This window comes from Pigmentiphaga sp. MLSB6-MA01 (genome assembly GCF_058793475.1).
Genome location: NZ_JBXAFV010000009.1, coordinates 65,439 through 87,829, shown reverse-complemented (window position 1 = coordinate 87,829; position 22,391 = coordinate 65,439). Strand labels below are relative to the sequence as shown.

Sequence of the window (22,391 nt, the reverse complement as noted above, 5' to 3'; positions counted from 1 at the left end):
CGGGAAGCTGGCTCCGGGCCCTTACGGCTGCTTGCCGCGGGGCCCCAGCCAGCCCAGGTCGGCATCCTGCAGGCCGACCAGCAGCGCCCGCCCGCTCTTGTCCACGCGCAGCGCGCCGTAGCGGGCACGCTCGAAATCCCCGGCACGCCCTTCCTGGAAAAAATAGGCGTCGGTCACAATTCGCACCCTTGCGCCGCGCACGGCATAGGCCAGCCGGCTCTCACGCTCGGCCAGCGGGGTACCGTCGTCCAGGCGAACGAGCGCGGCGCGGCTGGAGCCGGCCTCGCGCCGGACCACGATGGCACCCGACGCGGGCAGGTCCCGGCCCAGGCGTTGACGCAGCTCCCGCGCCACGGCCCAGTCCAGCGCCATGTAGTCGCCCTGCATCAGCGACCGGGGGTCGACCGGCGCCAGTTCCAGCGACACCAGCGTCCCACTGGCCAGCAACGATTCATTGCGCCAGATCGAGGCGTTGACCAGGCCCAGCACCAGGACCAGGCCGGCGGCGATCAGCCAACGGACCATGCGCTCACCCATGGCCGCCCTCCGGCGCGCCCAACCGGGCAATGCCGCGCCAGGCCAGGAGCAGCACGCCCCCCAGCGCCAGCAGCACCGCCGCCTTGCGCGGCAGGGTCCAGGTCTGCGCGTAGTAGAACCATCCCACGCTCCACAGCGCCACCAGCAGCCCGCCCACCCAGAGCGGCGTGCGGGCACGGGCATGGCCCAGCACCGCGGTCATCAGGCCGAAGGCCACGCCCGGAACCCAGGCCGCCGCCAGCACCAGGACGCACGCGGTGCCGGTAGTCCAGCCGCGCACGGCCGGGCGCGCGCGGACCGACAGGCGCCAGGCGACCCAGGCCAGCGGCGACGCCGCCAGCAGATACACGGCCCAGGCGAGGCCACGCCAGGCGGGCGGCACGGACGCGTCCATGCCGGGCAGCAGCGCGCCGGCCAGGCCCAGCCCCCACAACGCCAGCGTCGCGCCCCAGGACAGCGGCGCCTGGCCCTGCCCCAGGCGGTGCGCCAACCGGGTCTCGCCCAGCCAGGCCGCCGCGCAGGTCCAGGCCGCGATGGCCGGTACGGGGCTGGGCCAACCCAGCACCCGGAAACATCCTTCGGCCGCCAGCAGCGAAGCCAGGACGCCGAAGGTCCGCGCAATCGCGCTCGGCATGGCCGCGGCCAGGACCAGCCCCAACCCCGAGGCCGCCAGGAAAGCGCCCCAATCGGGCAGCCAGGTCGAGCACGCGACGGCGATGGCGCCGTAGCCCGCCAGGCAGAGGCTGAGCGCGAACTGCGCGCGCAGTTCCGGCGGCTGGCCATGCAGCAGGACGCGCGCGGCGATCAGCAGCGGGACCCCCGCCACGGCCAGGCTGTGCGAATCGAAAGGGTCCGGCACGACCAGCCCCACGAAGACCAGCAGCAGGAAACCGCCCAGCCAGCCGCACACGCCCAGCATCAGGCGCACATGCCAGGGCGCCGGCGTCCCGGCCGGCATGTCGGGCGGAACGTCGCCCTCGACCAGGCCGCGGCCTCGCAACGCGCCCCAGATCTCTCGCAAGCCATTCATGCCGCGTCTCCCGCCCACCGGGCCTGCAAGCGGCGCAGCCACACGGCCGCGCCCGCCGAAGCCGCGACCAGGAAAGCGCCGACGACGAGCAGCGCGAATTCGCCCGGATCACCTTCGGCCAGGAAACGCGTCAGCCCCGCGGTCGCGACCGCGATCGCCGCGAGGCAGCACAGCGTCAGCATGGGCAGGTCCCGGCGCCATTGGTAGAACAGGAAGCTCCCCGCCAGGACCAGGGCCATCACGGCCCGCGTGGCCCAGAACAGGATGCCCGCGCCGCGCCCCGCGTCGAAAAGAGCGCCGCACAGCGCGGCCGCGATGACAGCCAGCGTCAGCGCGCCGGCCAACCGCGGCAGGAAGCGCCGCCGGCCGCCGTCGGCCAGCCGGCCGCCCAGCCATTCCGCCGACGCGGCGGCGGCCAGATCCAGCCAGAACAACGCGGGATGTGGCCACCCTCCTCCGACCGCATCGAGCAGGAAGGGCGAGAATCGCCCCACGTAAAGCTGCGCGGCCAGGTTGGCCAGCACCAGCAACAGCGCCCACGCCGCCGCCGACCGTGACGCGGCCACCCAGGGCAGGATGAGCAGGCCCCACGCCAGGAACAATTGGTAGCTGTCGGCCCCAGTCTGGTAGTGCTGGCCGAGATAAGCCAGCAGCGCGCCGCACACGATCATCGCGAACAGCAGCGCCACCCGGCCCGCCGGGCGCCCCGTGCCCAGGCGCCACGCCACCACGGCGGACGCCGCCAGCAAGGCCTGCAACAAGGCGAACTTGGCGATGGGCGGCCATTCCTGCCAATTGAAAGCCACCAGGAATACGATGCCGGCGGCGCAAGCCAGCGCGCCGCCGTAGGCGCATACATGTTCGAGGAAACGCCGCCAGGCCGGCCCGTCCGGCAGCACCCCGGCCAGCCGCAGGCCCTCTTCGGCCGCCGGGGCCGACAAGACCCGGCGCCGCGCCAGCTCGATCAACTGGCGATGAAGCGCGCCGCGGCCGCCGCTCAAGGCGCTTCGCGAGCCACCGCGCGGGCATGGCCGAAGAATCGGCCCAGCTCCCGCGCCAGCTCGTTCAAGGCGGCCATTTCCTCGGGCAGGATCTTGCGCGCCAATTGCGCGCTGTTCCAATCGCCATAGATCAGCGCCACCGTGTCCTTGTCGGCGCGCACGGGCAGCAGCACGAAGGCGTGCGAGTCGGGCACGGCATCGCGGAACCAGCGCGGGATGTGGACGCTGAACTTGGGATCGCAGGCGTTCTCGATGAAGATTCCCACTGAATTGGTAATGGCCAGGTGGAAGACGTCTACCGAGAATATCTCATTGAAGCGCAGTTGGGGGAGCAACTGCTCGATGCCGCGGCCGAACCCCAGCCTCGCCTCGAAGGTATGGCGGCGCGGGTCGCGCACGAAAACAATGGTGCGCGAGAACTGCATGCCGGCCAGCATGGCTTCGGACGCCATGGCCAGCACCGGCCCCAGGTGGTGCTCGGACGGCAGCGAGCGCAGGTCGCGCATGCCCTCGCGCAGCGTGCGTTCGGCGTTGTGCGAGCCGCCCTGCGTCGACTCGGCGTGCAGGTCGTCGATCTCCTGGATGAAGCGCTGGCTGGCCCGCTCGCGGGTCAGTTCCTCCATGATCTCGTACAGCATGGCGGGCGCCACCGACAGCGCGCGCGCATAGCGTTGCACCGTCTCGCGCATCCGGCGCTCGCGCAATTCGACGTCGCCGCCCGCGATGGTCATGCTGCGCGACATCTGCACCGAAAAGCTGGCCACCGCGCGCAGCCACCGGTCGTGGTCCAGGACGACATCCTGGTCGGCCGGCAGGTCGGCCAGGTCGAAGGGCTCCATGCCCCGCCGGATCACTGCCGGCAGGCCCCAGCGCTCGGCCGCGTCCTCGCCCAGCTCCTCGAAACTGATGCCCAGCACCTCGCCCGACACCTCGTCCTCGGTACGGCGGTACTCCAGGGCGTGCTCCCGGATCTGGGTCCACTCGCTCTCGAGGTAGAAGATGCACAGCAACTTGCCGAGCTGGCGCATCAGCGTGCACACCACCGCTTCCTCGCTGGTCATCAGCTCGCGCACCTCGCATACCTTGCGCGCCACGCAGCCCGCCAGCATCGCCCGGTTCAGCTCCAGCTTGGCGTCGAGCCGCTGCAGTTGCAGATGGGACTGCTGGAAATGGTCGACCAGCTTGAGCCCCAGGACCAGATGGCCCACGGCCTCGATGCCAAGCACGACCAGCGCCCGGGATATGGTGGTGATATTGCCGCCGAACGCCATGTACATGGCCGAGTTGGCCAGCCGGATGACGCGCTGCGTCAGCGTGAAATCCGACAGCACGATCTGGACCAGCGCCGTGATGTCGTGGTCGTCCCCCTTCATTGCGGAGATGGTGGCGCGCAGGGAATCGGACAGCAGCGGGAAATCGCCGCGCTCGTTGATGCGCGACCACAGTTTGCGGGTCAACGCATGGCGTTGTTGGATGTCCGGCATGAAAAATCCGTCTTCTGGCGTCAGTTCGCCAGCGGCCGCAGCTCGCCGGTCTCGAATTTATGCGCCAGTTCGTTGATGGGCAGAGCCTTGCAGACCAGCCAGCCCTGGATCAATTCGCAACCGCTGGCCACCAGCAGGTCGCGCTGGGCCTCGGTTTCGACACCTTCGGCCACCAGGTCCAGGCCCAGCGTGCCGGCCAGCCCCACGATGGCGTCGACGATGGCCTGGTCGTTGCGCGACGACGGCAGATTGCTGATGAAACGGCGGTCGATCTTCAGCGCGGCCAGCGGGAAGCTCTGCAGATAGGCCAGGCTGGAATAGCCGGTGCCGAAATCGTCCACGGCGAAGCGTACCCCCAGATCGGTCAATTCCTCGAGCAGCGTCTTGGCGTGGGCGGGGTCCTCCATCAGCACGCTTTCGGTGATCTCGAGCACGATGCGCCGGGGCGCCAGCCCCGTCAGCTTGAATGCCTCGCGCACCGCCGCGGGGAAACGCTTGTCGCGGAACTGCTGGGCCGAGACGTTGACGCTGGCGTATTGCAGGTGGATGCCGCGCGCATCCCACTGCATGAGTTGCATGCAGGCGTTCTTCAGGGCCCATCCGCCCAGGAAATTGATGAGCCCCGCCGATTCCGCCAACGAGATGAAGACCTCCGGCGAGACCGGGCCCAGGACCGGGTGATGCCAGCGCATCAGGGCTTCGATGCCCGCTACCTCGCCGTTGCGCGCCTCGACGATGGGCTGGTAATGCAGAGAAAATTCGCCGTTGCGGATGCCGCTGTGCAGGTCGGATTCCAGCCGGAGCGTGTCGGGCCGGTTGCCGGCCTCGCGCCGCTCGTAGAAGGCGAAGCTGTAGCCACGGTTGCGGCCCGCCTGCGCCAGCGCCTCGTCCACGTGGTACAGCAACTGGTCGCAGCCATTCACCCGATCGGGGAACAGCACGGCGCCGATGCGCACCGACAGTTGCAGCGTCTGCCCTTCGTGGGAATAGGGGAGCTGGATCGCATCGGAGATGCGGCGCGCGAACTCCTCGACGTAGTCGCGATCAGGCACGTCGCGCAGCAGTATCAGGAAAGCGTCGCTATAGCAGCGCGCCACGAACTCCCGCGCATGGCAGGCGTTCTTGAGCCGCAGCGCCGTCTCGTGCAGGATGCGGTCGCCGGCCTCGTAGCCGAAGGCCTGGTTGACGCGATGGAATTCGTCGATGTCGATCTGCAGCAGGGCCACGCGAAAGCCCTTGTCCAGCGCCTCCTGCTTGGCGCGCTCGATCTCGTGGCGCGCCGACGCCAGGTTGTCGAGCCCGGTCAGCACGTCGTGGTACATGGCGTAGGTCAGGCACTGCTCGTTGTCGGCCCAGGCCGAGACGTCGTGGCCGACCACCAGCAACTGTCCGGACCCGGTCGCATCCGGCGCGACGCGCAGCTCGACCAACCGGGGGTAGGTCAGTGTCTTGATCAGGTGCAGCGTGCACTTCTGCACCTCGCCCGTGTGCTGGGCCTGCCGCAGGCAGGCTTCGAGCAGGGGCGCGTCTTCCTGCGGGACCAGGTCGCGCAAGGTCACGATGCGCAGGTATTCGCGGTGATAGCCGATGAATGCCAGCCCCGGTTCGGAGATGTACAGGAACCGGCCCTGCTGATCGATGCGCGCGAAGAAATCGATGGCGCTTTCGAAAGAGGCCACCGGATCGGCGCAAACGCGGTCTAAAGTATCAAGTCGCATGGAGGGACGGGCTCAAGGGAGACCCGGAACCACGCCTGGACAGCTGGACGATAGCGGGGCCTGTCTCCGGTCAACGTACTTGCAACGGTATTAACGACGCATCCGCCGTCAAATTAAGGTGTCCATCACCGCGGAAAAGACGCCAAATCATGCCTCTCTTCCGGCTCCAATCGCCCGCGACAGGGCCTTGACAAGATCGGTTTGCGTGATGATCCCGGCCAGCGTCCGCTCTTCGTCGATCACGGGAATGTGGTGATGGCCGCCGTCGGCGAACATGGGAATCAGCTCGATCACGTAGCGGCTGGCGCTCACCACCCGGACCTGCCGGGTCATGATCTGCGAAATGATCCTGGGACGCCCGCCGCCCGCCGGGGCAAAGCCGACCAGCGCCCGCAGCCGCCCTCCCCACCCCTCGGGCCGGTCCATCTCCAATTGCCGCATGAAATCGGCCACCGTCACGATGCCCACCACGCCCCGGGCCCGGTCGACCACCGGCAGCGCCTTGATGCGGTGCTGCCGCATCAAGGCCCAGGCCTCCTTGAGCGACATATCCTGCGCGGCGCTGAACGGCTCGCGCGTCATGATGTCCCGGCAGCGCAATTCTCCCAGGCTGCGCCGGTAGGCGGCCGCTTCCGCCTGATGCAGCAGGCTCTCCAGGTCGTCGGGGCTGATGTCCAGCACCTGGTTGTAGTGCGCCAGCGCGGCATCGAGGTCCGCCGCCGTGAAGCGGGACCCCGACCCGGGCACGGGCTTGGCCTGGGCATGGGGGTATCGGCGCCCGGTCAGGCTGTTGTAGGCCAGGCCGACCATGATCAGCAGCGCGGAATTGGTCAATACCGGAAACAGCGCGAAACGGTAGTCCACGGCCTGGGCCAGCACCGCGGTCAGGGCGGCGGCGCCGCCCGGGGGATGCAGGCAGCGCAGCGACAGCATGACCACGATGGCGCCGCCCACCGCCAACCCGGCCGCCAGGACGGGATCGCCGACCAGATTGACGCAGGCGATGCCCACCAGCGCCGACAGGGTGTTCCCGCCTATCACCGACCACGGCTGGGCCAGGGGGCTGGCCGGCACCGCGAACACCAGCACCGCGCTCGCGCCCAGCGGCGCGACCATCCAGGCCGCGGCCCCCAGTTCCCCGGCCATCGTCCGGCTCGCCCAGGCGGCCAACAAGACCCCCGCCAGCGCCCCCAGCACGATGCGCAGGCGCTCCCTGCCATTGATGCGCATGCGGCCCGGCCGGAACGAGCGCAGCCAGGTGCGCAGCGCGGAAACAGAGAAAGCGGGCAACGACGGGAAAAACCGGGAGGAAGCGGAACGATCGGACATGGAACGACGGCGCGGGCAGACGAAGACCAGCCGGGCATAGTACCGGATTTGCACCCTTTCCCCACCCACCGGATGCCCCCTCTGCGATAACGGGCATGAGCATATATCGTTATCTTGCGATATATAATTCGCCACTCATCGATATGACTCAGCCCACAGCTTCGCCAGGATTCCCTATGACCACGCTATACGACCCGATCACCGCCGGCGACCTCCAGCTCGCCAACCGTATCGTCATGGCTCCGCTGACCCGCAACCGTTCGCCGCGGGCCGTGCCCCAGCCCGTCACGGCCACCTATTACAGCCAGCGCGCCAGCGCCGGCCTGCTGATCACGGAAGCCACCGCCATCAGCCACCAGGGCCAGGGCTATGCCGACGTACCCGGCCTGTATTCGGAAGAACAACTGGCCGGCTGGCGGCGCGTGACCGATGCGGTCCACGCCAAGGGCGGCAAGATCGTCGTCCAGCTCTGGCACGTGGGACGGGTATCGCATACCTCGCTGCAGCCGGACGGCGGCGCGCCGGTGGCGCCGTCGGCCATCCGCGCCAACGCCAAGACCTACCTCGTCGGGCCGGACGGCGGCGGCTTCGCCCCGACATCCGAACCGCGCGCGCTGCGGCTGGACGAATTGCCCGGCATCGTCGCCGATTATCGGCGCGCCGCGCGCGCCGCCATCGAGGCCGGCTTCGACGGCGTCGAACTGCACGCCGCCAACGGTTACCTGATCGATCAATTCCTGCGTTCGGGCAGCAACCACCGGGACGACGCCTATGGGGGCGCCATCGAAAACCGGGCGCGCCTGCTGACGGAAGTCCTGGACGCCATCACCGGCGAGATCGGGGCCGGCCGCACGGGCATCCGCATCTCGCCCGTCACGCCCGCCAACGATGCCTCGGATCCGGAGCCCCAGCCCTTGTTCGACTACGTGGTGCGCAAGCTGGCCGGCTACGGGCTGGCCTACGTCCACGTCATCGAAGGCGCGACGGGTGGTGCCCGCGACTACCGCCAGGGCGACGCGCCGTTCGACTACGCCGCGCTGAAAACCGCCTACGCAGAAGCCGGCGGCAAGGGCGCCTGGATGACCAACAACGGCTACGACCGCGCGGCCGCGGAGCAGGCGGTCGAAAGCGGGGCCGCGGATCTCGTGGCATTCGGCAAGCTGTTCATCGCCAATCCCGATCTGGTGCGCCGCCTGCGCGAACGCGCTCCGCTCAATGCCCCGGACAACGCCACGTTCTACGGCGGCACGGAAAAGGGGTACATCGACTACCCGGCGCTCGCCTGATCGACCCGGACGGGCACCCAGGGGGGGCAAAGCCGCACGCGGCACGCCCCCCTGCACGGCCGCGCTAGCAGCGGCCTTTCTTGGCCTGCCCCGGCGGGCAGAAGCGCGGACCGGGATAGTAGCCGCCCCGGTAGGCCGGCCGATAATCGTAGTAATACCCCGGCGAATCGTAGTAGTAACCCGGCGCCGGCGCCACCACGGCGCCTCCCGGGGTGTACACCGCGCATCCGCCCAGCGCGGTCGCGGCGACGATGGCTGTCAGGATGAATTTCATGATTGCTCCTTGTGTACGGATCAGAACGCGAAGTCCCGCGTTGCCGGTCCCGCACCGATGTCGACGGACGAGGACTTCACGGCGCCCGTCGAGGTAGTGGCCTCTATCGTGTAGCGCCCCGCCACGGTCGCGTCCGGGACCAGGGGAATGGGCAGCGTGGTCTGGTAGGTGCCGACCACCGGTGCGGCGGCGGGCAGGTTCATGCCATAGGCACCGGTCGTCAGGCTGGCGAACGTGGAAGCCACTTCGAACTTCGCCCCGCCCGTCGTCTGCAGGGCGCGCAGCGACGCTTCGGCGCTCAGCGGCGTCACGGTACCCGACACGGTGTTGAAGGTCGACGGCGGTGGAACGATGGGCGCCGTCGGCGTGGAGACCGTCGTGCTGGCTCCGGCCACCACCGGCACCGAACGGATGATGCCCACGCCGCGCGCGGCCGATGCCGGCGGCACCACCACGACGTCGACGTTGCCGGTCGTGCTGCTCTGCTCGATGGGGGACAGCGTGAACACGCCTTCGCTCGTGGCCACGGTGCCCTTGACGACTTCGCCGCCGCGCTCGGCATAGACACGCGAACCGGCCGGGGCATAACCGACCACCTTGCCGCTCACCACGATGGGAATCGCGGTCACCACCGGCTTGAGATTGAACCCCCCATTGCCGCGCGCGACGATGGACTTGCAGGCGTCGAAGTCCAGCACGAGATCGGTCAGCGTATCCGGGGCAACGGTGAACGGCCGGATGATCTTGTAGCCGCTTTGCGACGCGCTGGGCGTGGTCAGCGCGATCTCGTCTCCGCCGCCTCCAGTCTGCACCACCGCGTTCGCGTAGGGCTTGCCGGCATTGGCCTGCAATACCAGGCGGATCTGCTGATAATCACCCGCCGGCAACGCTGCCTTGCCCAATGCGGCCATGGCGCCGTTGGTCAGCGACAGGAGGTCGATCCGCCGGGCGGGAGTCACCGGGATATCCACCCAGCCCGACCCGCTGTCGTCGACGTTCGGCTTGCCGTTCACACGGATCTTACTGACGGTTACGAAGACGTGATCGAAGCCACAGGCGGGCGCATCGGTCATCGAAACTTGCAGCGTGCCCTGGGCCGGAGCGGACGAACCGTCCCCGCCGCCGCATGCCGCCAATCCCAGTGCCCCCGCACAGCCCAGGGCCAACATGCCGTACGCCATTCTCTTGTTCGCCACGACGACCTCCTTTCGGTAAAGCGTGAACGCGGGGCGAGCATACGGCTGGCGGTCCTGCGGCCGTGTAATCTACATGTAAGCTCTGTAAGTGCGGCGAGGTGGCGACGTTACATCGGCCGGAACATAGCCCCAAGGGCCCCGCGTCAACCCTCCCGAGGCGCCTCGCGGCCGGTGTCGCCCCCTCCCTTCGCGCCACGCGCTTCCTTCAACGCCACGGTCAGATTCGCCACCCGGCGTTTCAGATCGGCGTTCTCGGCCCTCAGGGCGCGCACCAGGCGCTGCAGCTCGTCCACGTCCGTGCTCTCTGGCGGCAGATCCGCCTCGCCCTCGGCACCCTCCGTTCCGGAGGACGCCTCGTCGTCCTTGGGCCTGGACTTTTTCTCGCGCACCTGGCGCGCGGCGCGCCGCAGCTCGTCCTTGCCGCCGGCCACCGCCACCACCTGCTCTTGGGCCGGCAGCGTGGCGACCGCCGCCGCGGCACTGATCGAGATGGTCCCGGACTTGACCGCCTCCACCAACTCGGGCGCCGCCGCCTTCTGGATCTTCTCGATCTGGCCGACGGTCGCCGTGCTGAGCCGCGCGGCCCGCGCCACGGCCTCGCGCGTCGCCAGGGCGGGCCGGACCGGCTCGGCGGACCCGCCCCGCTCCGGCCCTGACGGCGCCTCGGCCGCATCCGCGGATGCGGCGGGAGCCAGCCCATCCGCCGCCGTCCGCATCTGCAGGATGTCTTTCTTGCGCAAGGCCAGCACGCCCCGCTGGTAGTCGGAAATGCTGCGCCGGCCCAGGTGGTTGTCTATCATCCAGAGCCGCACGTCGTCCATCGAACGGAACGTCGTGTTCTGCACGGTCCGGAACTCGATGCCATGCTTCTTGCAGATGCCGTAGCGGTTGTGGCCATCGACCAGCACGCTGCCCCACAGCACCAGCGCATCGCGGCAGCCTTCGGCAAGCAGGCTCCCCTCCAGCGCGGCGTATTCGTCCTGGCTCAGCGGATCGATGTAGGCCCGCAGCTCTTCGTTGATCTCTATTTCCATGCAAACCTTCATTGCGGATCGGCCGGGAGTGTAATCGACCCGGCGGCTCGCGGCCGTCCCGGACGCATCACGCGCCGCGACGCGGAGTCCGACCCCCACGACCGATTTCGCCGGCCGTTGCCCGTTGGCCCGGGCCGCTATCATTTCCGCGGCCAGGAGATCGGAGGTGCAGAACACGCGATCGATATCCTTGCCGGTACGCTGCAGCACGCGCAAGCCCTCGCGCTCCTGCGCATGCATGGTGGGTGCCGGACGATACAGCGCCATCGGCTCGGGCAGGCCCGGCTCATCCTGGCCTTCATGTACGACAACGGCAATGACCAGGTCGCCAAATCTGGGTGAAGATCAGCGACAAGATCCAGGTGGCGCGCCGAAAGGAACGGCCGGTATGCGATTGACCTCCACGGTGACGTGCACCAGCTCTTCATGGATGGCCAGCGCTTCCCGAAAATGGGAAGGGGTCGCCTGCGTATCGGTGACCACGCCCAGGATGCAGGCGTACCCGCCCTTCCCCACCCGCCAGACGTGCAGATCGGTGATCGTCGCCTTGAACGGGCACGCCTCGACCACCTCCCGGATCTCGGCCACGACCGGCGCATCCATCTCCGCATCGAGCAGGACCTTGCCCGAGGCACGCAGCAGGCCATACGCCCAGGCGGCAACCAAGGCGGCGCCGACGATGCCCATGGCGGGATCCAGCCACGCCGCTCCCCAGAACCTGCCGCCGAACAGGGCAATGATCGCCAGCACGGACGTGGCGGCGTCGGCGATGACGTGCAGGTAGGCAGAGCGCAAATTCAGATCGCCGCCGTGGGCGTGCCCGTGCCCGTGCCCGTGGTCGTGGCCATGGCCGTGGTGCCCGTCCTTCAGCAGCCAGGCGCATGCGAGATTCACGGCCAGGCCAACCGCCGCAATGGCGATGGCTTGATCGTAGTGGATCGTCGTGGGGGCCATCAGCCGCTCGACGGACTCGTAAAGCATCAGGACCGCCACCCCGATCAGGAACAGGGCGCTCGTATAGCCGCCCAGCACTTCGATCTTCCACGTCCCGAAGGCAAAGCGCCCGTCGTTCGCGTAGCGGCGCGCCGCACCGTACGCCAGCACCGCCAGGCCGAGCGCCAGGGCGTGCGAACTCATGTGCCACCCATCGGCCAGCAGCGCCATCGAATTGAAGACGTAGCCCCCCAGGATCTCGACGACCATCATCGCTGCGGTAAGCAGGACCGCCCGGCGGGTATTGCGTTCGGCCAAAGGATTCCCTTCATCGAAGACGTGGCCGTGGGTCCAGTTCTGGGGAGTGGCGGATGTCGACATGAAGTGGGCTCGTTCCGGATAATCGCATATACTATACCCCAGTATAGTTCAACGAAAGAGAATGCTGCCAATGGCCCACACCACCCACAATCAAAAGCAGCTTCTGACGCGGGTCCGCCGGATCAGGGGACAGGCCGAGGCCCTGGAGAACGCTCTCGCGCAGCAGGCGGAATGCGTGGCGATCCTGCAGCAGATCGCCGCGATACGGGGCGCGGTGAACGGGCTCATGGCCGAGGTACTGGAGGGGCATATCCGAGAACACCTGGGCCGCGGCGATGTACCAGCCGATGTCCGGGCGGCCGACCTCGAAGAAGTGGTGGCCGCCGTGCGGTCTTACATGAAGTAACTCCCGGACGCGCACGATGATCAAGCAGATGAGGCAGTGGGCACGAAACATCAAACAGGATGTGGTCGCGATATGGCTGGCGGCCCGGGATCCCCGGACCCCCTGGATCGCCAAGGTGCTCGCCCTGCTGGTGGCCGCCTACGCGGTCTCGCCCATCGACCTCATCCCCGACTTCATCCCCGTGCTGGGATACCTGGACGACCTGATCATCGTCCCCCTCGGCATCCTGCTCGTCGTGCGCCTCATTCCCGCGGAGCTGATGGCCGAATTCCGGGCAGCCGCGGCGGAACGCTCGAACAGGCCGGTCAGCCGGGTGGCGGCGGCGGTGTTCATTGCGATATGGGTACTCGCCGCGGCCCTTCTCCTGTTAGCCTTCGTCTAGGGCCTGTTCCCGCTCGACTCTCGTCCGCGTGACCGGGCGAGCGGCATCCGCGGGCATGGACAAGGAGACCCGGTGGACAATCAGTTCGACATCGACGCGTATCTGGCACGACTCGGCTACCAGGGCTCCCGGGAGCCCTCGGCCGCGGTGCTGGACGCGCTGACCTGCGCCCACTCGCGATCCATCCCGTTCGAGAACATAGACGTGCTGCTGGGCCGGACCATCGACCTGGAACCCCAGAGTCTGTACGACAAGCTCATTGCCGGACACCGCGGCGGCTATTGTTTCGAACTGAACGGCCTGTTCCTGGAACTGCTCGCGCGGCTTGGCTTCGCGGTCCGCCCCCTGGGAGCGCGGGTGCGCCTGGGAACCACCGACCGCGGCATCCTGCCGCAGCGTACGCACCTGACCTTGGCGGTCGCCATCGACGGACAGGACTGGATCACCGACGTCGGCGTCGGCGCGACCTCGCTCACGCGCGCGCTGCGCCTGGAGGACGGCGTCACCCAGGCCACGCCGCACGACATGCGACGCCTGGTGCGCGAGGACGGCAAATGGTTCCACCAGGTGTTGCATGCCGGCCAGTGGGTCGATGTCTACGAGTTCACCGGCGACGACATGCCCATGGTCGATCGCCAGGTGGCGAACTGGTACACCAGCACGCATCCCGCTTCGCACTTCCTGCAAGGACTCACCGCGGCGCGGGCACTGCCCGAAGGCCGCCGGGTAACGTTGTCCGGCAGGGTCCTGAAAACCCGGGAAGCCGACGGCCGTGCCCGGGAACAGGTGCTGGACGACACGCCGGCGCTCCAGGCGGCGCTGCGCGGGCATTTCGGGATCGACCTGCCCATCGGCGTACTGCGGTCGATCCGGATCTGACCTTTGTTTTCAAATCCGCATAGTGGGGCCACCGGCCAGCCCTCACTACAATGCCATTTCTTGCGCATGCGGATCCTTCGCTTCGAACCTGCCCCGATTCGGCGCCACGACGAACATAACCTATTGATTTTTGATGGAAAAAGCAGATACCAGCGCACACACCCCCATGATGCAGCAGTATCTCCGCCTGAAGGCCGAAGCCGGCCCTCTGCTGCTGTTCTACCGCATGGGCGACTTCTATGAGCTGTTCTACGACGATGCGGAAAAAGCCTCGCGTCTCCTGAACCTGACGCTCACCACGCGCGGCGCCTCCAATGGCGTGCCCATACGGATGGCGGGTGTGCCCTTCCATGCCGTCGAGCAGTATCTGGGCCGGTTGGTCAAGCTGGGAGAGTCGGTCGCGATCTGCGAGCAGATCGGCGATCCCGCCACCTCGAAAGGGCCGGTGGAACGCCGTATCGTCCGTATCGTGACGCCCGGCACCTTGACCGACGAAGCCCTGCTTCCGGCCAAGGCCGACCGCGCCGTCGCCGCCGTCCAGCCGGGCAACGGCAAGACCGGCCGCGTAGGCGTCGCCTGGCTGAACCTGGCCAGCGGTGAATTCCGCCTGACCGAATGCGCGCCGGCCCTGCTGGCGAGCGAGCTGCATCGCATCTCGCCGGCGGAAGTGATCCTGGCCGAGGGCCAGCCGCTGCCGGTCGATTTCAGCGCCCCCATCAGTCCGGTGCCGGTCTGGCATTTCGAGACCAGCGGCGCCCGCCAGCAATTGCTGAACCACTTCGGCACCGACTCGCTGGCCGGCTTCGACGTCGAGGACATGCCCGAGGCCATCTGCGCCGCCGGCGCGCTGCTGCGCTACGTCTCGAACACACAGTCCCAGGCGCTGGCGCACGTACAGCAACTGACCGCCGACCGCGCCAGCCAGTACGTGCTGCTCGACCCCGTCACCCGGCGCAACCTGGAGCTGACCGAAACCCTGCGCGGCGAGGAATCCCCCACGCTGTTCTCGGTGCTGGACCATTGCCAGACGCCCATGGGCAGCCGGCTGCTGCGCCGCTGGCTGCACCACCCCCTGCGCGACAACGACCCCGCGGCCGCCCGCCTGCGCGCCATCGAGACCCTGCTCGACGGCGGCGACCCGCGCCTGCTGCAGGAAGCCCTGTCGCCCCTGCCCGACGTGGAGCGTATCGCGGCGCGCGTGGCCCTGCGGTCGGCGCGGCCGCGCGAACTGGCCAGCCTGCGCGACGCGCTCGCGCTGCTGCCCGGCCTGCATGCCATGGTGCTGCGCCTGGCCGGCGAAGGCTCGATGCTGTCGGCCGACACCCAGGCCCGGCTGCCCGAGCTGGCCGCCCAGCTCGCGCCCGATCCCGCCATCGGCGAGCTGCTGGCGCGCGCCGTCGCCGCCGAGCCCGGCGTCAACGTCCGCGACGGCGGCGTGCTCGCCGCCGGCTTCGACGCCGAACTGGACGAACTGCGCGCGCTCGAATCGCACAGCGGCGAATTCCTGGTCCAGTTGGAAAAGCGCGAGCGGGAACGTACCGGCATCGCCAATCTGCGCGTGGAGTTCAACCGGGTTCACGGCTTCTTCATCGAGGTCACGCGCGGCCAGACCGACAAGGTCCCCGACGACTACCGCCGCCGGCAGACGCTCAAGAACGCCGAACGCTACATCACCCCCGAACTCAAGACCTGGGAAGACAAGATCCTGTCCGCCCAGGACCGCGCGCTGGCGCGCGAGAAATGGCTGTACGAGCAGTTGCTGGATACCCTGGCACCGCACGTGCGCGCCCTGACGCGGACGGCGGCGGCACTGGCCGAGATCGACGTGCTGGCCGCCCTCGCCTTCCATGCCCGCACCAACGACTGGGTCGCCCCCGAACTGATGGAGGCCGCCGAGATCCACATCGAGCAGGGCCGCCATCCGGTGGTGGAGCGCGTCATCGAACGCTTCACGCCGAACGACTGCCGGCTGTCGCAAACCCGCCGCATGCTGCTGATCACCGGTCCGAACATGGGCGGTAAATCGACCTACATGCGCCAGACCGCGCTGATCGTGCTGCTGGCGCGCATCGGCAGCTTCGTACCGGCACGGGCCGCGCGCATCGGCCGCATCGATCGCATCTTCACCCGGATCGGCGCGGCCGACGACCTCGCGGGCGGACGCTCCACGTTCATGATGGAAATGATCGAGGCCGCCGCCATCCTGGCTTCCAGCACCTCGGACAGCCTGGTGCTGATGGACGAGATCGGCCGCGGGACGTCGACCTACGACGGGCTGGCCCTGGCCTGGGCGATCGCCTTCCAGCTCGTGTCGCAGAACCGCGCGCTGACCCTGTTCGCCACCCACTATTTCGAACTGACCCGCCTGCCTTCCGTGCGTCCCGAGGTCGCCAACGTCCACCTTGCCGCGGCCGAGTCGCACAAGGGCATCGTCTTCCTGCACGAAGTGCGCGAGGGCCCGGCAAGCCGCAGCTACGGCATCCAGGTCGCGCAGCGCGCGGGCATCCCCGCCGCGGTCGTGCGCATGGCGCGGCGTGAACTGGAAAAACTGGAGACGCAAGGCGCCCAGGTTCCGCAGATGGCGCTGTTCGCGCCGCCGCAGGACGAGGCCGCCGAGGCGCAGGCGATGGAGCTGGCGCGGGACCATGCCCAGGAAGCCGTGCGGGAGGCCTTGGACGGCATCGATCCGGACCGTCTCAGCCCGCGCGAGGCGCTGGACGCACTCTACCGGCTCAAGGGCCTGGCCCAACCGCAATGATCGCCACGCCGACGCGCCTCGCCCCCTGGTCCCGCCTGCTGCTGGCGGTGGCGCTGGCGTGCGCGCCGATAGCGCCCATGCGGGCCACCACCAATGCCGAATCGGGCTATGCGGCCCGCCAGGGTTTCGCCTTCGCGCTGCTGGGCGACGTCCCCGCGCACGACGCAGAGGAAACCATCGTCACCCAGATGCTGGCCCAGTTCGGCACCGAGACCGATCTGGCCATCCATACGGGCAACATCAAGGGACGCGACGAGCGCTGCGACGACAGGACCTACGCCCGCCGGCACGCCCTGCTGGACGGCAGCCCGGTCCCGCTGGTGCTGGCCCCGGGCGAGAACGACTGGGCCGATTGCGACCGCCCCGCCGCCGGGCAGTTCGGGCCGGTCGAGCGCCTGAACCGGCTGCGCGAGCTGTTCTTCGAACCGGACGATTCGCTGGGCATGCTCAAGCTGGACCTGCAGCGCCAGAGCGAGACCGCCAGCTTTCGCGGCTACCCGGAGAATGCGCGGTGGGAATACGGCGACGTGCTGTTCGTCACGCTCAACGTCCCGGGCAACCACAACAACTACCGGACGGGCGCGGGCCGCAACGGCGAATACGAGGAACGGATCCAGGCCGATTCCTCGTGGCTGCGGCAGGCCTTCACGGCCGCGACGCGGCTCAAGACACGCGGACTGGTCGTGGCCTTCTCGGCAGACCCGCATTTCGAAGGCCGCCACACGCTCGCAGGCGGCATCGATCCGTACGCGACGCTGAAGACGGATCTCGCCCGGCTGGCATCAAAATACGCGGGCCAGGTCCTGGTCGTCCACGGCGGCGGGCCGTCGCCCGACCGCGGCCGCGCCAGCCGCGCCCTGTCGGACCATCCGGTCAAGTTCAACGGCAAGACATTGCAAAACGTGACGCGCGTGATGACACACGGCGCCCCCGGGCCCGCCCATTGGCGCAAGGTGAGCGTGGAGCCGGGCAACCGCGACGTTTTCAGGATAGAAAACGCCAGCACGGTGCTGCGCCCTCCGCAGCCCCGCTAGGAAAACCGCCGGGCGCAGCCACCACGACTCAGTGCAGCGTACCGGGGTTGCGCCGGGCCTCGATCAACGCATCGAGAACATCCTCGTCCTCGTCGTCGCTGTCCGCGTATCCCTGCTCGACCTCCTCCGGTTCGGCCGGGCGTACCTCCAGCAACTTGATCCGCACGCGCAGCGCCATGCCGGCATAGGGATGGTTGGCATCGAGCACCACCTTGTCGTCGGTCAGGTCCGTCACCGAGAAGATCAACGCGTCTTCGTCGCTCTCGCCGTCGTCGGGCTCGACATCGGTTTCCCCTTCGTCCTCGGTGTCGCCGGGCACGCCCTCGAACTGCATGCCGATCTCGATCGGCTCGGGGAAGCGTGAGCGCGGCTCGACCCGCAGCAATTCCGGATCGTAGTCGCCAAACGCATCGCTCGGCTCGAGGTGGAAAGTCTGCTCGAAACCGGCGGCCTTGCCCTCCAGACCGTCGTCCAGCCGGGGCAGCAGGCTGTCGAGCCCGCGATGCAGGAAACTCACGGGGCCACCGCTGTCATCGAGCGCTTCCCCGTCCGTGTTCATGATCCAGAACTCGACGGTGACGACGGTATTCTCGCCGACGGCCAGAGCCGGATCGCTGTTGGAAGCGGTCATAATCTTGGTTTCCCGTATACGTTGGATAGCCTTCATTCTACAGGCTGGCCCCGCCCTTTCCGGACCCGCGCATCCCCATCATGAATCCCGATCTTCCCTCCCGACTCCTGGGCGGCCTCTCGCCGTCCCGGTTCATGCAGAGCCACTGGCAACGCAAGCCGCTGTTGATACGCGGCGCCTTCGAGAACTTCCGGCCGCCGCTGTCCATCGCCCAGGTCAAGCGGCTCGCCCGCCGGGACGACGTCGAGTCCCGGCTGGTGTGGCGCGAGCAAGGCGCCTGGCAGATGGAGCGCGGCCCGTTCGGGCGGCTGCCGCCAGCGCGCGAACCGGAATGGACGCTGCTGGTCCAGGGCGTCAACCTGCATGACGATGCCGCGGCCGAGCTGATGGCGCGGTTCCGCTTCATTCCCGATGCCCGGCTGGACGACGTGATGATCAGCATCGCCACCGACCGGGGCGGCGTGGGCCCGCACTTCGACAGCTACGACGTCTTCCTGCTGCAGGCCAGCGGCCGCCGGCGCTGGCGCATCGGCCGCCAGCGCGACCTGGAACTGGATCCCGACGCGCCGCTCAGGGTCCTGCGCCGCTTCGAACCCACCGAGGAGTTCGTGCTTGAAGCGGGCGACATGCTGTACCTGCCGCCCGCCTACGCCCACGACGGGATCGCCGAAGGCGACGACTGCATGACGATATCGATCGGCTTCCGGTCGCCGTCGCGGGCCGAGTTGGCGCGCGGCATGCTGGAGTTCGCCTCGGAATCGCTGGCGGACCGAACGCCCCCGGCGCTGCGCGGCCACTACAAGGATGCCGGCCAACCCGCGGTGCGGCAGCCCGCGGCCCTGCCCGAGGCCATGATCGAAGCCGCGCTGGCCGCCGTATCGGCGGTGAAATTCGACACGGCGCTGGCGTCGCGCTACCTGGGCTGCTGGTTGACCGAGCCCAAGCCCGAGGTCGTGTTCGATACCCCCGACCCCGCGACGCTGCCGGATCTGGACACGGACTGGCCGTCATCGGGCGAGCTGGTGCTGGATCGCCGCACGCTGATGGTCCACCGCGGCCGGATGCTGTTCATCAACGGCGAAAGGGCCGAGATCGATGCAACCCCGGCCCTGCGCGGACTGGCGGACCGGCGGCGCCTGGCGTGCGCATCGGCGGAACCGGACGACGACGCGCGCGCGGCCCTGCAGGAATGGCTGGAAGCCGGCTGGATCCGTTGGTCCCCCCCGGCGCGCTGACGCGCCCCCCCGGGGGCTCTGCTCGCGGACCGGCGGAGCCGGATCCGCGGCGCCCCGGGACGGGGCACCGCCTGCCTCGCGGCTTCGCTTACTTGCGGGCGGCCAGCGCGACGTTGATGCATTCCTCGTCCAGGTTGCCGCCCGGCGCGCCGCCGACGCCGATCGCGCCGATGGTGTCGTTGCCGGCCTTGATGGGCACGCCGCCCGCCAGGATCAGGAAGTCGTTGATCGCCACCAGTTGGCGCGCACCGGGATTGTTCTCGATGGCGTTGGCGAGCGCCGAGGTAGGCGCGCGCATCGTCAGCGAGGTATAGGCCTTGCGGCGCGAGGCGTCGGCGGTGTGCGGACCCGACAGGTCGGAGCGCAGCATGGCCAGTACGTTGCCGCCGCGGTCGACCACGGTGGCGGCGACCTGGTAGTTCTTGGCCGCGCAGGCCTGCACGGCAGCCTGGGCCAGTTCGGTGGCCTGGGACAGCGTCAGCGACGCGGGCGTTTGCGCATAGGCGCTGGAGCCGGCGCAAGCGGCCAGGACGAACAGGGTTTTGAGCAGACGGGACATCGTTTTTCCTCCTGTGGAATCGACATCCGCAGTGTGCTTGCGGCCGCGCCCGCCGCCCATCCTGCCGGCTACGCACCGGCATCCGTAGCCCTACGGATTCCCCCCGGCCCCGGGTTCCTGGCTTGCCCGCGCCAGGCGGGCGAACTCCACCACGGACGTGCTGCCTATCTTCTCGGAAATGTGGGCACGATGGGTTTCGACGGTACGCGGAGAGAGCTCCAGCGCCGCGGCGATCTCCTTGGTGGCGTAGCCCTGCCCCACCAGGGCCAGCACCTGGCGCTCTCGCTCGGTCAGGCGCGCGAGCAGCGCTCGCTGCTCGTGGTACTCGCGATAGCGGGCCAGCGCGGCGAAGGCGGTGTTGATCGCCTCCATCAGCACATGCTCGTCCACGGGCTTGCTCAGGAAATCCACCGCGCCCGCCTTGAAGGCCCGCCGGCATGCCTGCATGTCGCCATGGCCGGTAAGCAGGACGATGGGCCAGCCGCAGCCCGACTCCTGGAGTTTCTGCTGCAATTGCAGGCCCGTGATGGCTGGCATGCGCAGGTCCAGCACGATACAGCCCGGCTCCAGCTGCGATTGACGGGCCAGGAAATCCAGCGGATGGGCGAAGGTCTCCACGCGCAGGCCATAGGTGGACAATAGCAGCGCTACCGCGTCGCGCACGGCGCGATCATCGTCGACGAGATAGACCGGGGGCTGGTAGGTCACGGCATGGATTCCTGTGAGGTCCGCCGGGCGCCGGCCAGCGGCAACAGCACGATAAACCGCGCGCCGCCCTCGGGTCGATTGGCCGCCGAGATGCTGCCGTCGAAGTGATGGACGATGCTTTCGCAGATGGCCAGTCCCAGCCCCATGCCGTCTTCCTTGTCGGACCGGAACGGCTCGAAGATATGCGGCAACATGCCGGGCGCCACCCCCGGGCCGTCGTCGCCGACCACGATGCGCGCCATGCCATCGGCCTCGTCGATGCCCAGCACGATGCGCCGCCGCTCTTGAGGCACCGAACCCAATGCCTCGGCGGCATTGCGGATCAGGTTGTGCATCACCTGCCCCGCCTGCACCCGGTCCACCCACGCCACCGGCGGCGGCACGGCCACCTCTGTATCCAGGCGCACGCCGCGCGCCGACAGATCCGCGCGCATCAGCGCGACCATGTCGGCGGCGACCTCGCCCAGATCGCACGCCTGGGCCGCGGGTGGACTGGCGCCAACATAGGCACGCATCCGGGCCAGGATGTCCGCGGCCCGGCGGGCCTGCTGCACATTGGCCTCCAGCACGCGGCGCATGGCCTCCGGCTCTACGCCGGGCAGGCCGGCCAGGCGCAGCGCGGCCTGGCTCTGGCTCAGCAGCGCGGTCAGCGGCTGGTTCAACTCGTGCGCGATGCCCGAGGCCATTTCCCCCATCGCGTTGACCCGCGCCGCATGCGCCAGGGTCGCCTCCTGCTTGCTCAGCCGCCCCGCCTGGCGGGCCCGTTCGGCCTCGCCCCGCGCCTGCACGGCGCGGCGCCGCTGCACGGCCAGCAAGACCGCCAGCGCCAGCAAGGCCAGGGACACCAGTACCAGCACCGTCAGCGGCCTGCCCAGCGCCAGATCGCCCCATCCAGGATGGCGGGACAGGCGCAGCTCGATGGGCTGCCCGGCATTGTCCAGCATGCGTACCGCCTCCATGGCGGGCGGATGCAGCCCGGCTCCGGGCGCGGCGGCATCATTGGCCACCATGGCCGCCGCGTCGCCCAGACGGAGCGCCAGCTGCGTCCCCGCAGGCAGTTCCCTGGAAGCAACCAGTTCCTCCAGGTCCACGGTCAGCACCAGCGCCAGGCGGCCCACGGCGGGCGGCAGGCGCTTGACCAGCAGGTAGCGGGACTGGCCCGGCTCCGGTACCGTGCTGACCGGCCGGCCGGGCTGAGCCGCCGCGACCACCCGGGCCAGGCTTCGCGGCACGAGGGGCGCGAGTCCCGGCTGGCGGCTGGACACCAGCGTGCGCCAGCCGGCCTCGGACGAGGGGGTTTCCCAGCCGATCAGGTCCACCCCCTCGATACGCGGATAGAACGCGCGGATGGCTCCCGCCACCTGCCCGATCTCGTCGAGCAGGATGCGATCGGACCGCTGCGCGAGCGCCGCCATGCTGGTCAGGTGGGCATCGTGCTGCGCGATGCGCTGCGACACGAGCCCGGCCACGGCATCGGCCGCGCCGTCCAGGTCCATGCGCAGCCTGTCCAGGGCCTGGCGGTACAGCACGGCCGACCCGGCCAGGACCAGCACGAGCCAGCCCCCCGCCAGGAGGGCGGCCATCGCGGATTGACGTTTCATCATGGATGTAGATAGTACTTGCGGGCGCCCCGGCGTAGCCGCGCTGGCATCGCGG

General features: G+C 68.9%; 20 protein-coding genes and 1 pseudogene. 7 read left to right on the top strand and 14 right to left on the bottom strand.

Going from position 1 to position 22,391, the window contains the following annotated elements; genetic code table 11:
- Positions 1-21: 21 nt before the first annotated feature.
- The 6 genes from AC1Q6E_RS16005 to AC1Q6E_RS15980 all read right to left on the bottom strand — a co-directional run bounded on the left by AC1Q6E_RS16005 (position 22) and on the right by AC1Q6E_RS15980 (position 7,099).
- The gene (locus tag AC1Q6E_RS16005) at positions 22-537 is read right to left on the bottom strand and encodes a GDYXXLXY domain-containing protein (protein WP_296555690.1); all 516 of its coding nucleotides are present in this window, start codon (positions 535-537) and stop codon (positions 22-24) included.
- Positions 530-1,567 (bottom strand): DUF4401 domain-containing protein, encoded by a 1,038-nt coding sequence (locus tag AC1Q6E_RS16000; protein WP_492573089.1) that lies wholly within the window; start codon positions 1,565-1,567, stop codon positions 530-532. The genes AC1Q6E_RS16005 and AC1Q6E_RS16000 overlap by 8 nt, the downstream gene beginning before the upstream one ends.
- Positions 1,564-2,568 carry a DUF2157 domain-containing protein gene (locus AC1Q6E_RS15995; protein ID WP_492573088.1) on the bottom strand — a complete coding sequence of 335 codons (1,005 nt, stop codon included), beginning with the start codon at positions 2,566-2,568 and terminating at the stop codon, positions 1,564-1,566. Before AC1Q6E_RS15995 ends, AC1Q6E_RS16000 begins: the two co-directional genes overlap by 4 nt.
- A complete protein-coding gene (locus tag AC1Q6E_RS15990; RefSeq protein ID WP_152798261.1) occupies positions 2,565-4,052 on the bottom strand; it encodes an HDOD domain-containing protein in 1,488 nt (495 codons plus the stop codon). The genes AC1Q6E_RS15995 and AC1Q6E_RS15990 overlap by 4 nt, the downstream gene beginning before the upstream one ends.
- Positions 4,053-4,072: 20 nt before the next feature.
- Positions 4,073-5,731 carry a putative bifunctional diguanylate cyclase/phosphodiesterase gene (locus AC1Q6E_RS15985; protein ID WP_296555693.1) on the bottom strand — a complete coding sequence of 553 codons (1,659 nt, stop codon included), beginning with the start codon at positions 5,729-5,731 and terminating at the stop codon, positions 4,073-4,075.
- A gap of 186 nt (positions 5,732-5,917) precedes the next feature.
- Positions 5,918-7,099, bottom strand: coding sequence for an HPP family protein (locus AC1Q6E_RS15980; protein ID WP_492573087.1), 1,182 nt, complete (start codon positions 7,097-7,099; stop codon positions 5,918-5,920).
- A gap of 176 nt (positions 7,100-7,275) precedes the next feature.
- Between AC1Q6E_RS15980 and AC1Q6E_RS15975 the strand changes: the two genes are divergently transcribed.
- Positions 7,276-8,385 (top strand): alkene reductase, encoded by a 1,110-nt coding sequence (locus tag AC1Q6E_RS15975; RefSeq protein ID WP_152799491.1) that lies wholly within the window; start codon positions 7,276-7,278, stop codon positions 8,383-8,385.
- Between the two features lie 64 nt (positions 8,386-8,449).
- Here AC1Q6E_RS15975 and AC1Q6E_RS15970 read toward each other — a convergent pair whose 3' ends face one another.
- The 4 genes from AC1Q6E_RS15970 to dmeF all read right to left on the bottom strand — a co-directional run bounded on the left by AC1Q6E_RS15970 (position 8,450) and on the right by dmeF (position 12,203).
- Positions 8,450-8,659, bottom strand: coding sequence for a hypothetical protein (locus tag AC1Q6E_RS15970; protein WP_152799493.1), 210 nt, complete (start codon positions 8,657-8,659; stop codon positions 8,450-8,452).
- 20 nt (positions 8,660-8,679) lie between these two features.
- Positions 8,680-9,828 carry a DUF4382 domain-containing protein gene (locus tag AC1Q6E_RS15965; protein ID WP_492573130.1) on the bottom strand — a complete coding sequence of 383 codons (1,149 nt, stop codon included), beginning with the start codon at positions 9,826-9,828 and terminating at the stop codon, positions 8,680-8,682.
- A 170-nt stretch (positions 9,829-9,998) separates the two neighbouring features.
- Entirely contained in the window at positions 9,999-10,889 is an 891-nt protein-coding gene (locus AC1Q6E_RS15960; protein WP_296555705.1) for a ParB N-terminal domain-containing protein, read from the bottom strand.
- A gap of 345 nt (positions 10,890-11,234) precedes the next feature.
- Complete coding sequence (dmeF, locus tag AC1Q6E_RS15955) at positions 11,235-12,203, bottom strand: CDF family Co(II)/Ni(II) efflux transporter DmeF (protein ID WP_492573086.1); 969 nt, start codon at positions 12,201-12,203, stop codon at positions 11,235-11,237.
- Positions 12,204-12,273: 70 nt separating this feature from the next.
- On the opposite strand from dmeF, the gene AC1Q6E_RS15950 reads away from it, so the two are divergent.
- The 5 genes and pseudogenes from AC1Q6E_RS15950 (at position 12,274) to AC1Q6E_RS15930 (ending at position 17,602) form a co-directional block, all read left to right on the top strand.
- Positions 12,274-12,549: a metal/formaldehyde-sensitive transcriptional repressor gene (locus tag AC1Q6E_RS15950; protein ID WP_152799503.1), complete on the top strand. Its 276-nt coding sequence runs from the start codon at positions 12,274-12,276 to the stop codon at positions 12,547-12,549.
- Between the two features lie 31 nt (positions 12,550-12,580).
- Positions 12,581-12,931, top strand: a pseudogene (locus tag AC1Q6E_RS15945) (YkvA family protein); the annotation flags it as partial.
- Positions 12,932-13,003: 72 nt separating this feature from the next.
- Entirely contained in the window at positions 13,004-13,810 is an 807-nt protein-coding gene (locus AC1Q6E_RS15940; RefSeq protein ID WP_296555695.1) for an arylamine N-acetyltransferase family protein, read from the top strand.
- Positions 13,811-13,943: 133 nt separating this feature from the next.
- On the top strand, positions 13,944-16,568 hold the full coding sequence (gene mutS / locus AC1Q6E_RS15935; RefSeq protein ID WP_492573085.1) for a DNA mismatch repair protein MutS: 2,625 nt from the start codon (positions 13,944-13,946) through the stop codon (positions 16,566-16,568).
- Positions 16,565-17,602: a hypothetical protein gene (locus AC1Q6E_RS15930; RefSeq protein ID WP_492573084.1), complete on the top strand. Its 1,038-nt coding sequence runs from the start codon at positions 16,565-16,567 to the stop codon at positions 17,600-17,602. The genes mutS and AC1Q6E_RS15930 overlap by 4 nt, the downstream gene beginning before the upstream one ends.
- A 28-nt stretch (positions 17,603-17,630) precedes the next feature.
- On the opposite strand, the gene AC1Q6E_RS15925 is transcribed toward AC1Q6E_RS15930, so the two are convergent.
- Positions 17,631-18,206 (bottom strand): FKBP-type peptidyl-prolyl cis-trans isomerase, encoded by a 576-nt coding sequence (locus AC1Q6E_RS15925; protein ID WP_492573129.1) that lies wholly within the window; start codon positions 18,204-18,206, stop codon positions 17,631-17,633.
- Between the two features lie 107 nt (positions 18,207-18,313).
- On the opposite strand from AC1Q6E_RS15925, the gene AC1Q6E_RS15920 reads away from it, so the two are divergent.
- A complete protein-coding gene (locus AC1Q6E_RS15920; protein ID WP_152799512.1) occupies positions 18,314-19,468 on the top strand; it encodes a JmjC domain-containing protein in 1,155 nt (384 codons plus the stop codon).
- A gap of 88 nt (positions 19,469-19,556) precedes the next feature.
- Here the strand turns inward: AC1Q6E_RS15920 and AC1Q6E_RS15915 are convergent, their stop codons facing one another.
- The 3 genes from AC1Q6E_RS15915 to AC1Q6E_RS15905 form a co-directional block, all read right to left on the bottom strand.
- Complete coding sequence (locus tag AC1Q6E_RS15915; RefSeq protein ID WP_152799515.1) at positions 19,557-20,027, bottom strand: GlcG/HbpS family heme-binding protein; 471 nt, start codon at positions 20,025-20,027, stop codon at positions 19,557-19,559.
- A 90-nt stretch (positions 20,028-20,117) separates the two neighbouring features.
- Complete coding sequence (locus AC1Q6E_RS15910; RefSeq protein ID WP_296555699.1) at positions 20,118-20,735, bottom strand: response regulator transcription factor; 618 nt, start codon at positions 20,733-20,735, stop codon at positions 20,118-20,120.
- Positions 20,732-22,339, bottom strand: a complete 1,608-nt coding sequence (locus AC1Q6E_RS15905; RefSeq protein ID WP_152799517.1) for an ATP-binding protein — start codon at positions 22,337-22,339, stop codon at positions 20,732-20,734. The genes AC1Q6E_RS15910 and AC1Q6E_RS15905 overlap by 4 nt, the downstream gene beginning before the upstream one ends.
- Positions 22,340-22,391 lie beyond the last annotated feature (52 nt).

Excerpts from the sequence above, each read along its gene's own strand:
- AC1Q6E_RS16005 (WP_296555690.1), bottom strand. The coding sequence starts at position 537 with ATGGGTGAGCGCATGGTCCGTTGGCTGATCGCCGCCGGCCTGGTCCTG.
- AC1Q6E_RS15965 (WP_492573130.1), bottom strand. The coding sequence starts at position 9,828 with ATGTTGGCCCTGGGCTGTGCGGGGGCACTGGGATTGGCGGCATGCGGC.
- AC1Q6E_RS15980 (WP_492573087.1), bottom strand. The coding sequence starts at position 7,099 with ATGTCCGATCGTTCCGCTTCCTCCCGGTTTTTCCCGTCGTTGCCCGCT.
- AC1Q6E_RS15975 (WP_152799491.1), top strand. The coding sequence starts at position 7,276 with ATGACCACGCTATACGACCCGATCACCGCCGGCGACCTCCAGCTCGCC.
- AC1Q6E_RS15990 (WP_152798261.1), bottom strand. The coding sequence starts at position 4,052 with ATGCCGGACATCCAACAACGCCATGCGTTGACCCGCAAACTGTGGTCG.
- AC1Q6E_RS15960 (WP_296555705.1), bottom strand. The coding sequence starts at position 10,889 with ATGGAAATAGAGATCAACGAAGAGCTGCGGGCCTACATCGATCCGCTG.
- dmeF (WP_492573086.1), bottom strand. The coding sequence starts at position 12,203 with ATGTCGACATCCGCCACTCCCCAGAACTGGACCCACGGCCACGTCTTC.
- AC1Q6E_RS15970 (WP_152799493.1), bottom strand. The coding sequence starts at position 8,659 with ATGAAATTCATCCTGACAGCCATCGTCGCCGCGACCGCGCTGGGCGGA.
- AC1Q6E_RS15915 (WP_152799515.1), bottom strand. The coding sequence starts at position 20,027 with ATGTCCCGTCTGCTCAAAACCCTGTTCGTCCTGGCCGCTTGCGCCGGC.
- AC1Q6E_RS15930 (WP_492573084.1), top strand. The coding sequence starts at position 16,565 with ATGATCGCCACGCCGACGCGCCTCGCCCCCTGGTCCCGCCTGCTGCTG.
- AC1Q6E_RS15950 (WP_152799503.1), top strand. The coding sequence starts at position 12,274 with ATGGCCCACACCACCCACAATCAAAAGCAGCTTCTGACGCGGGTCCGC.
- AC1Q6E_RS15905 (WP_152799517.1), bottom strand. The coding sequence starts at position 22,339 with ATGATGAAACGTCAATCCGCGATGGCCGCCCTCCTGGCGGGGGGCTGG.
- AC1Q6E_RS16000 (WP_492573089.1), bottom strand. The coding sequence starts at position 1,567 with ATGAATGGCTTGCGAGAGATCTGGGGCGCGTTGCGAGGCCGCGGCCTG.
- mutS (WP_492573085.1), top strand. The coding sequence starts at position 13,944 with ATGGAAAAAGCAGATACCAGCGCACACACCCCCATGATGCAGCAGTAT.
- AC1Q6E_RS15920 (WP_152799512.1), top strand. The coding sequence starts at position 18,314 with ATGAATCCCGATCTTCCCTCCCGACTCCTGGGCGGCCTCTCGCCGTCC.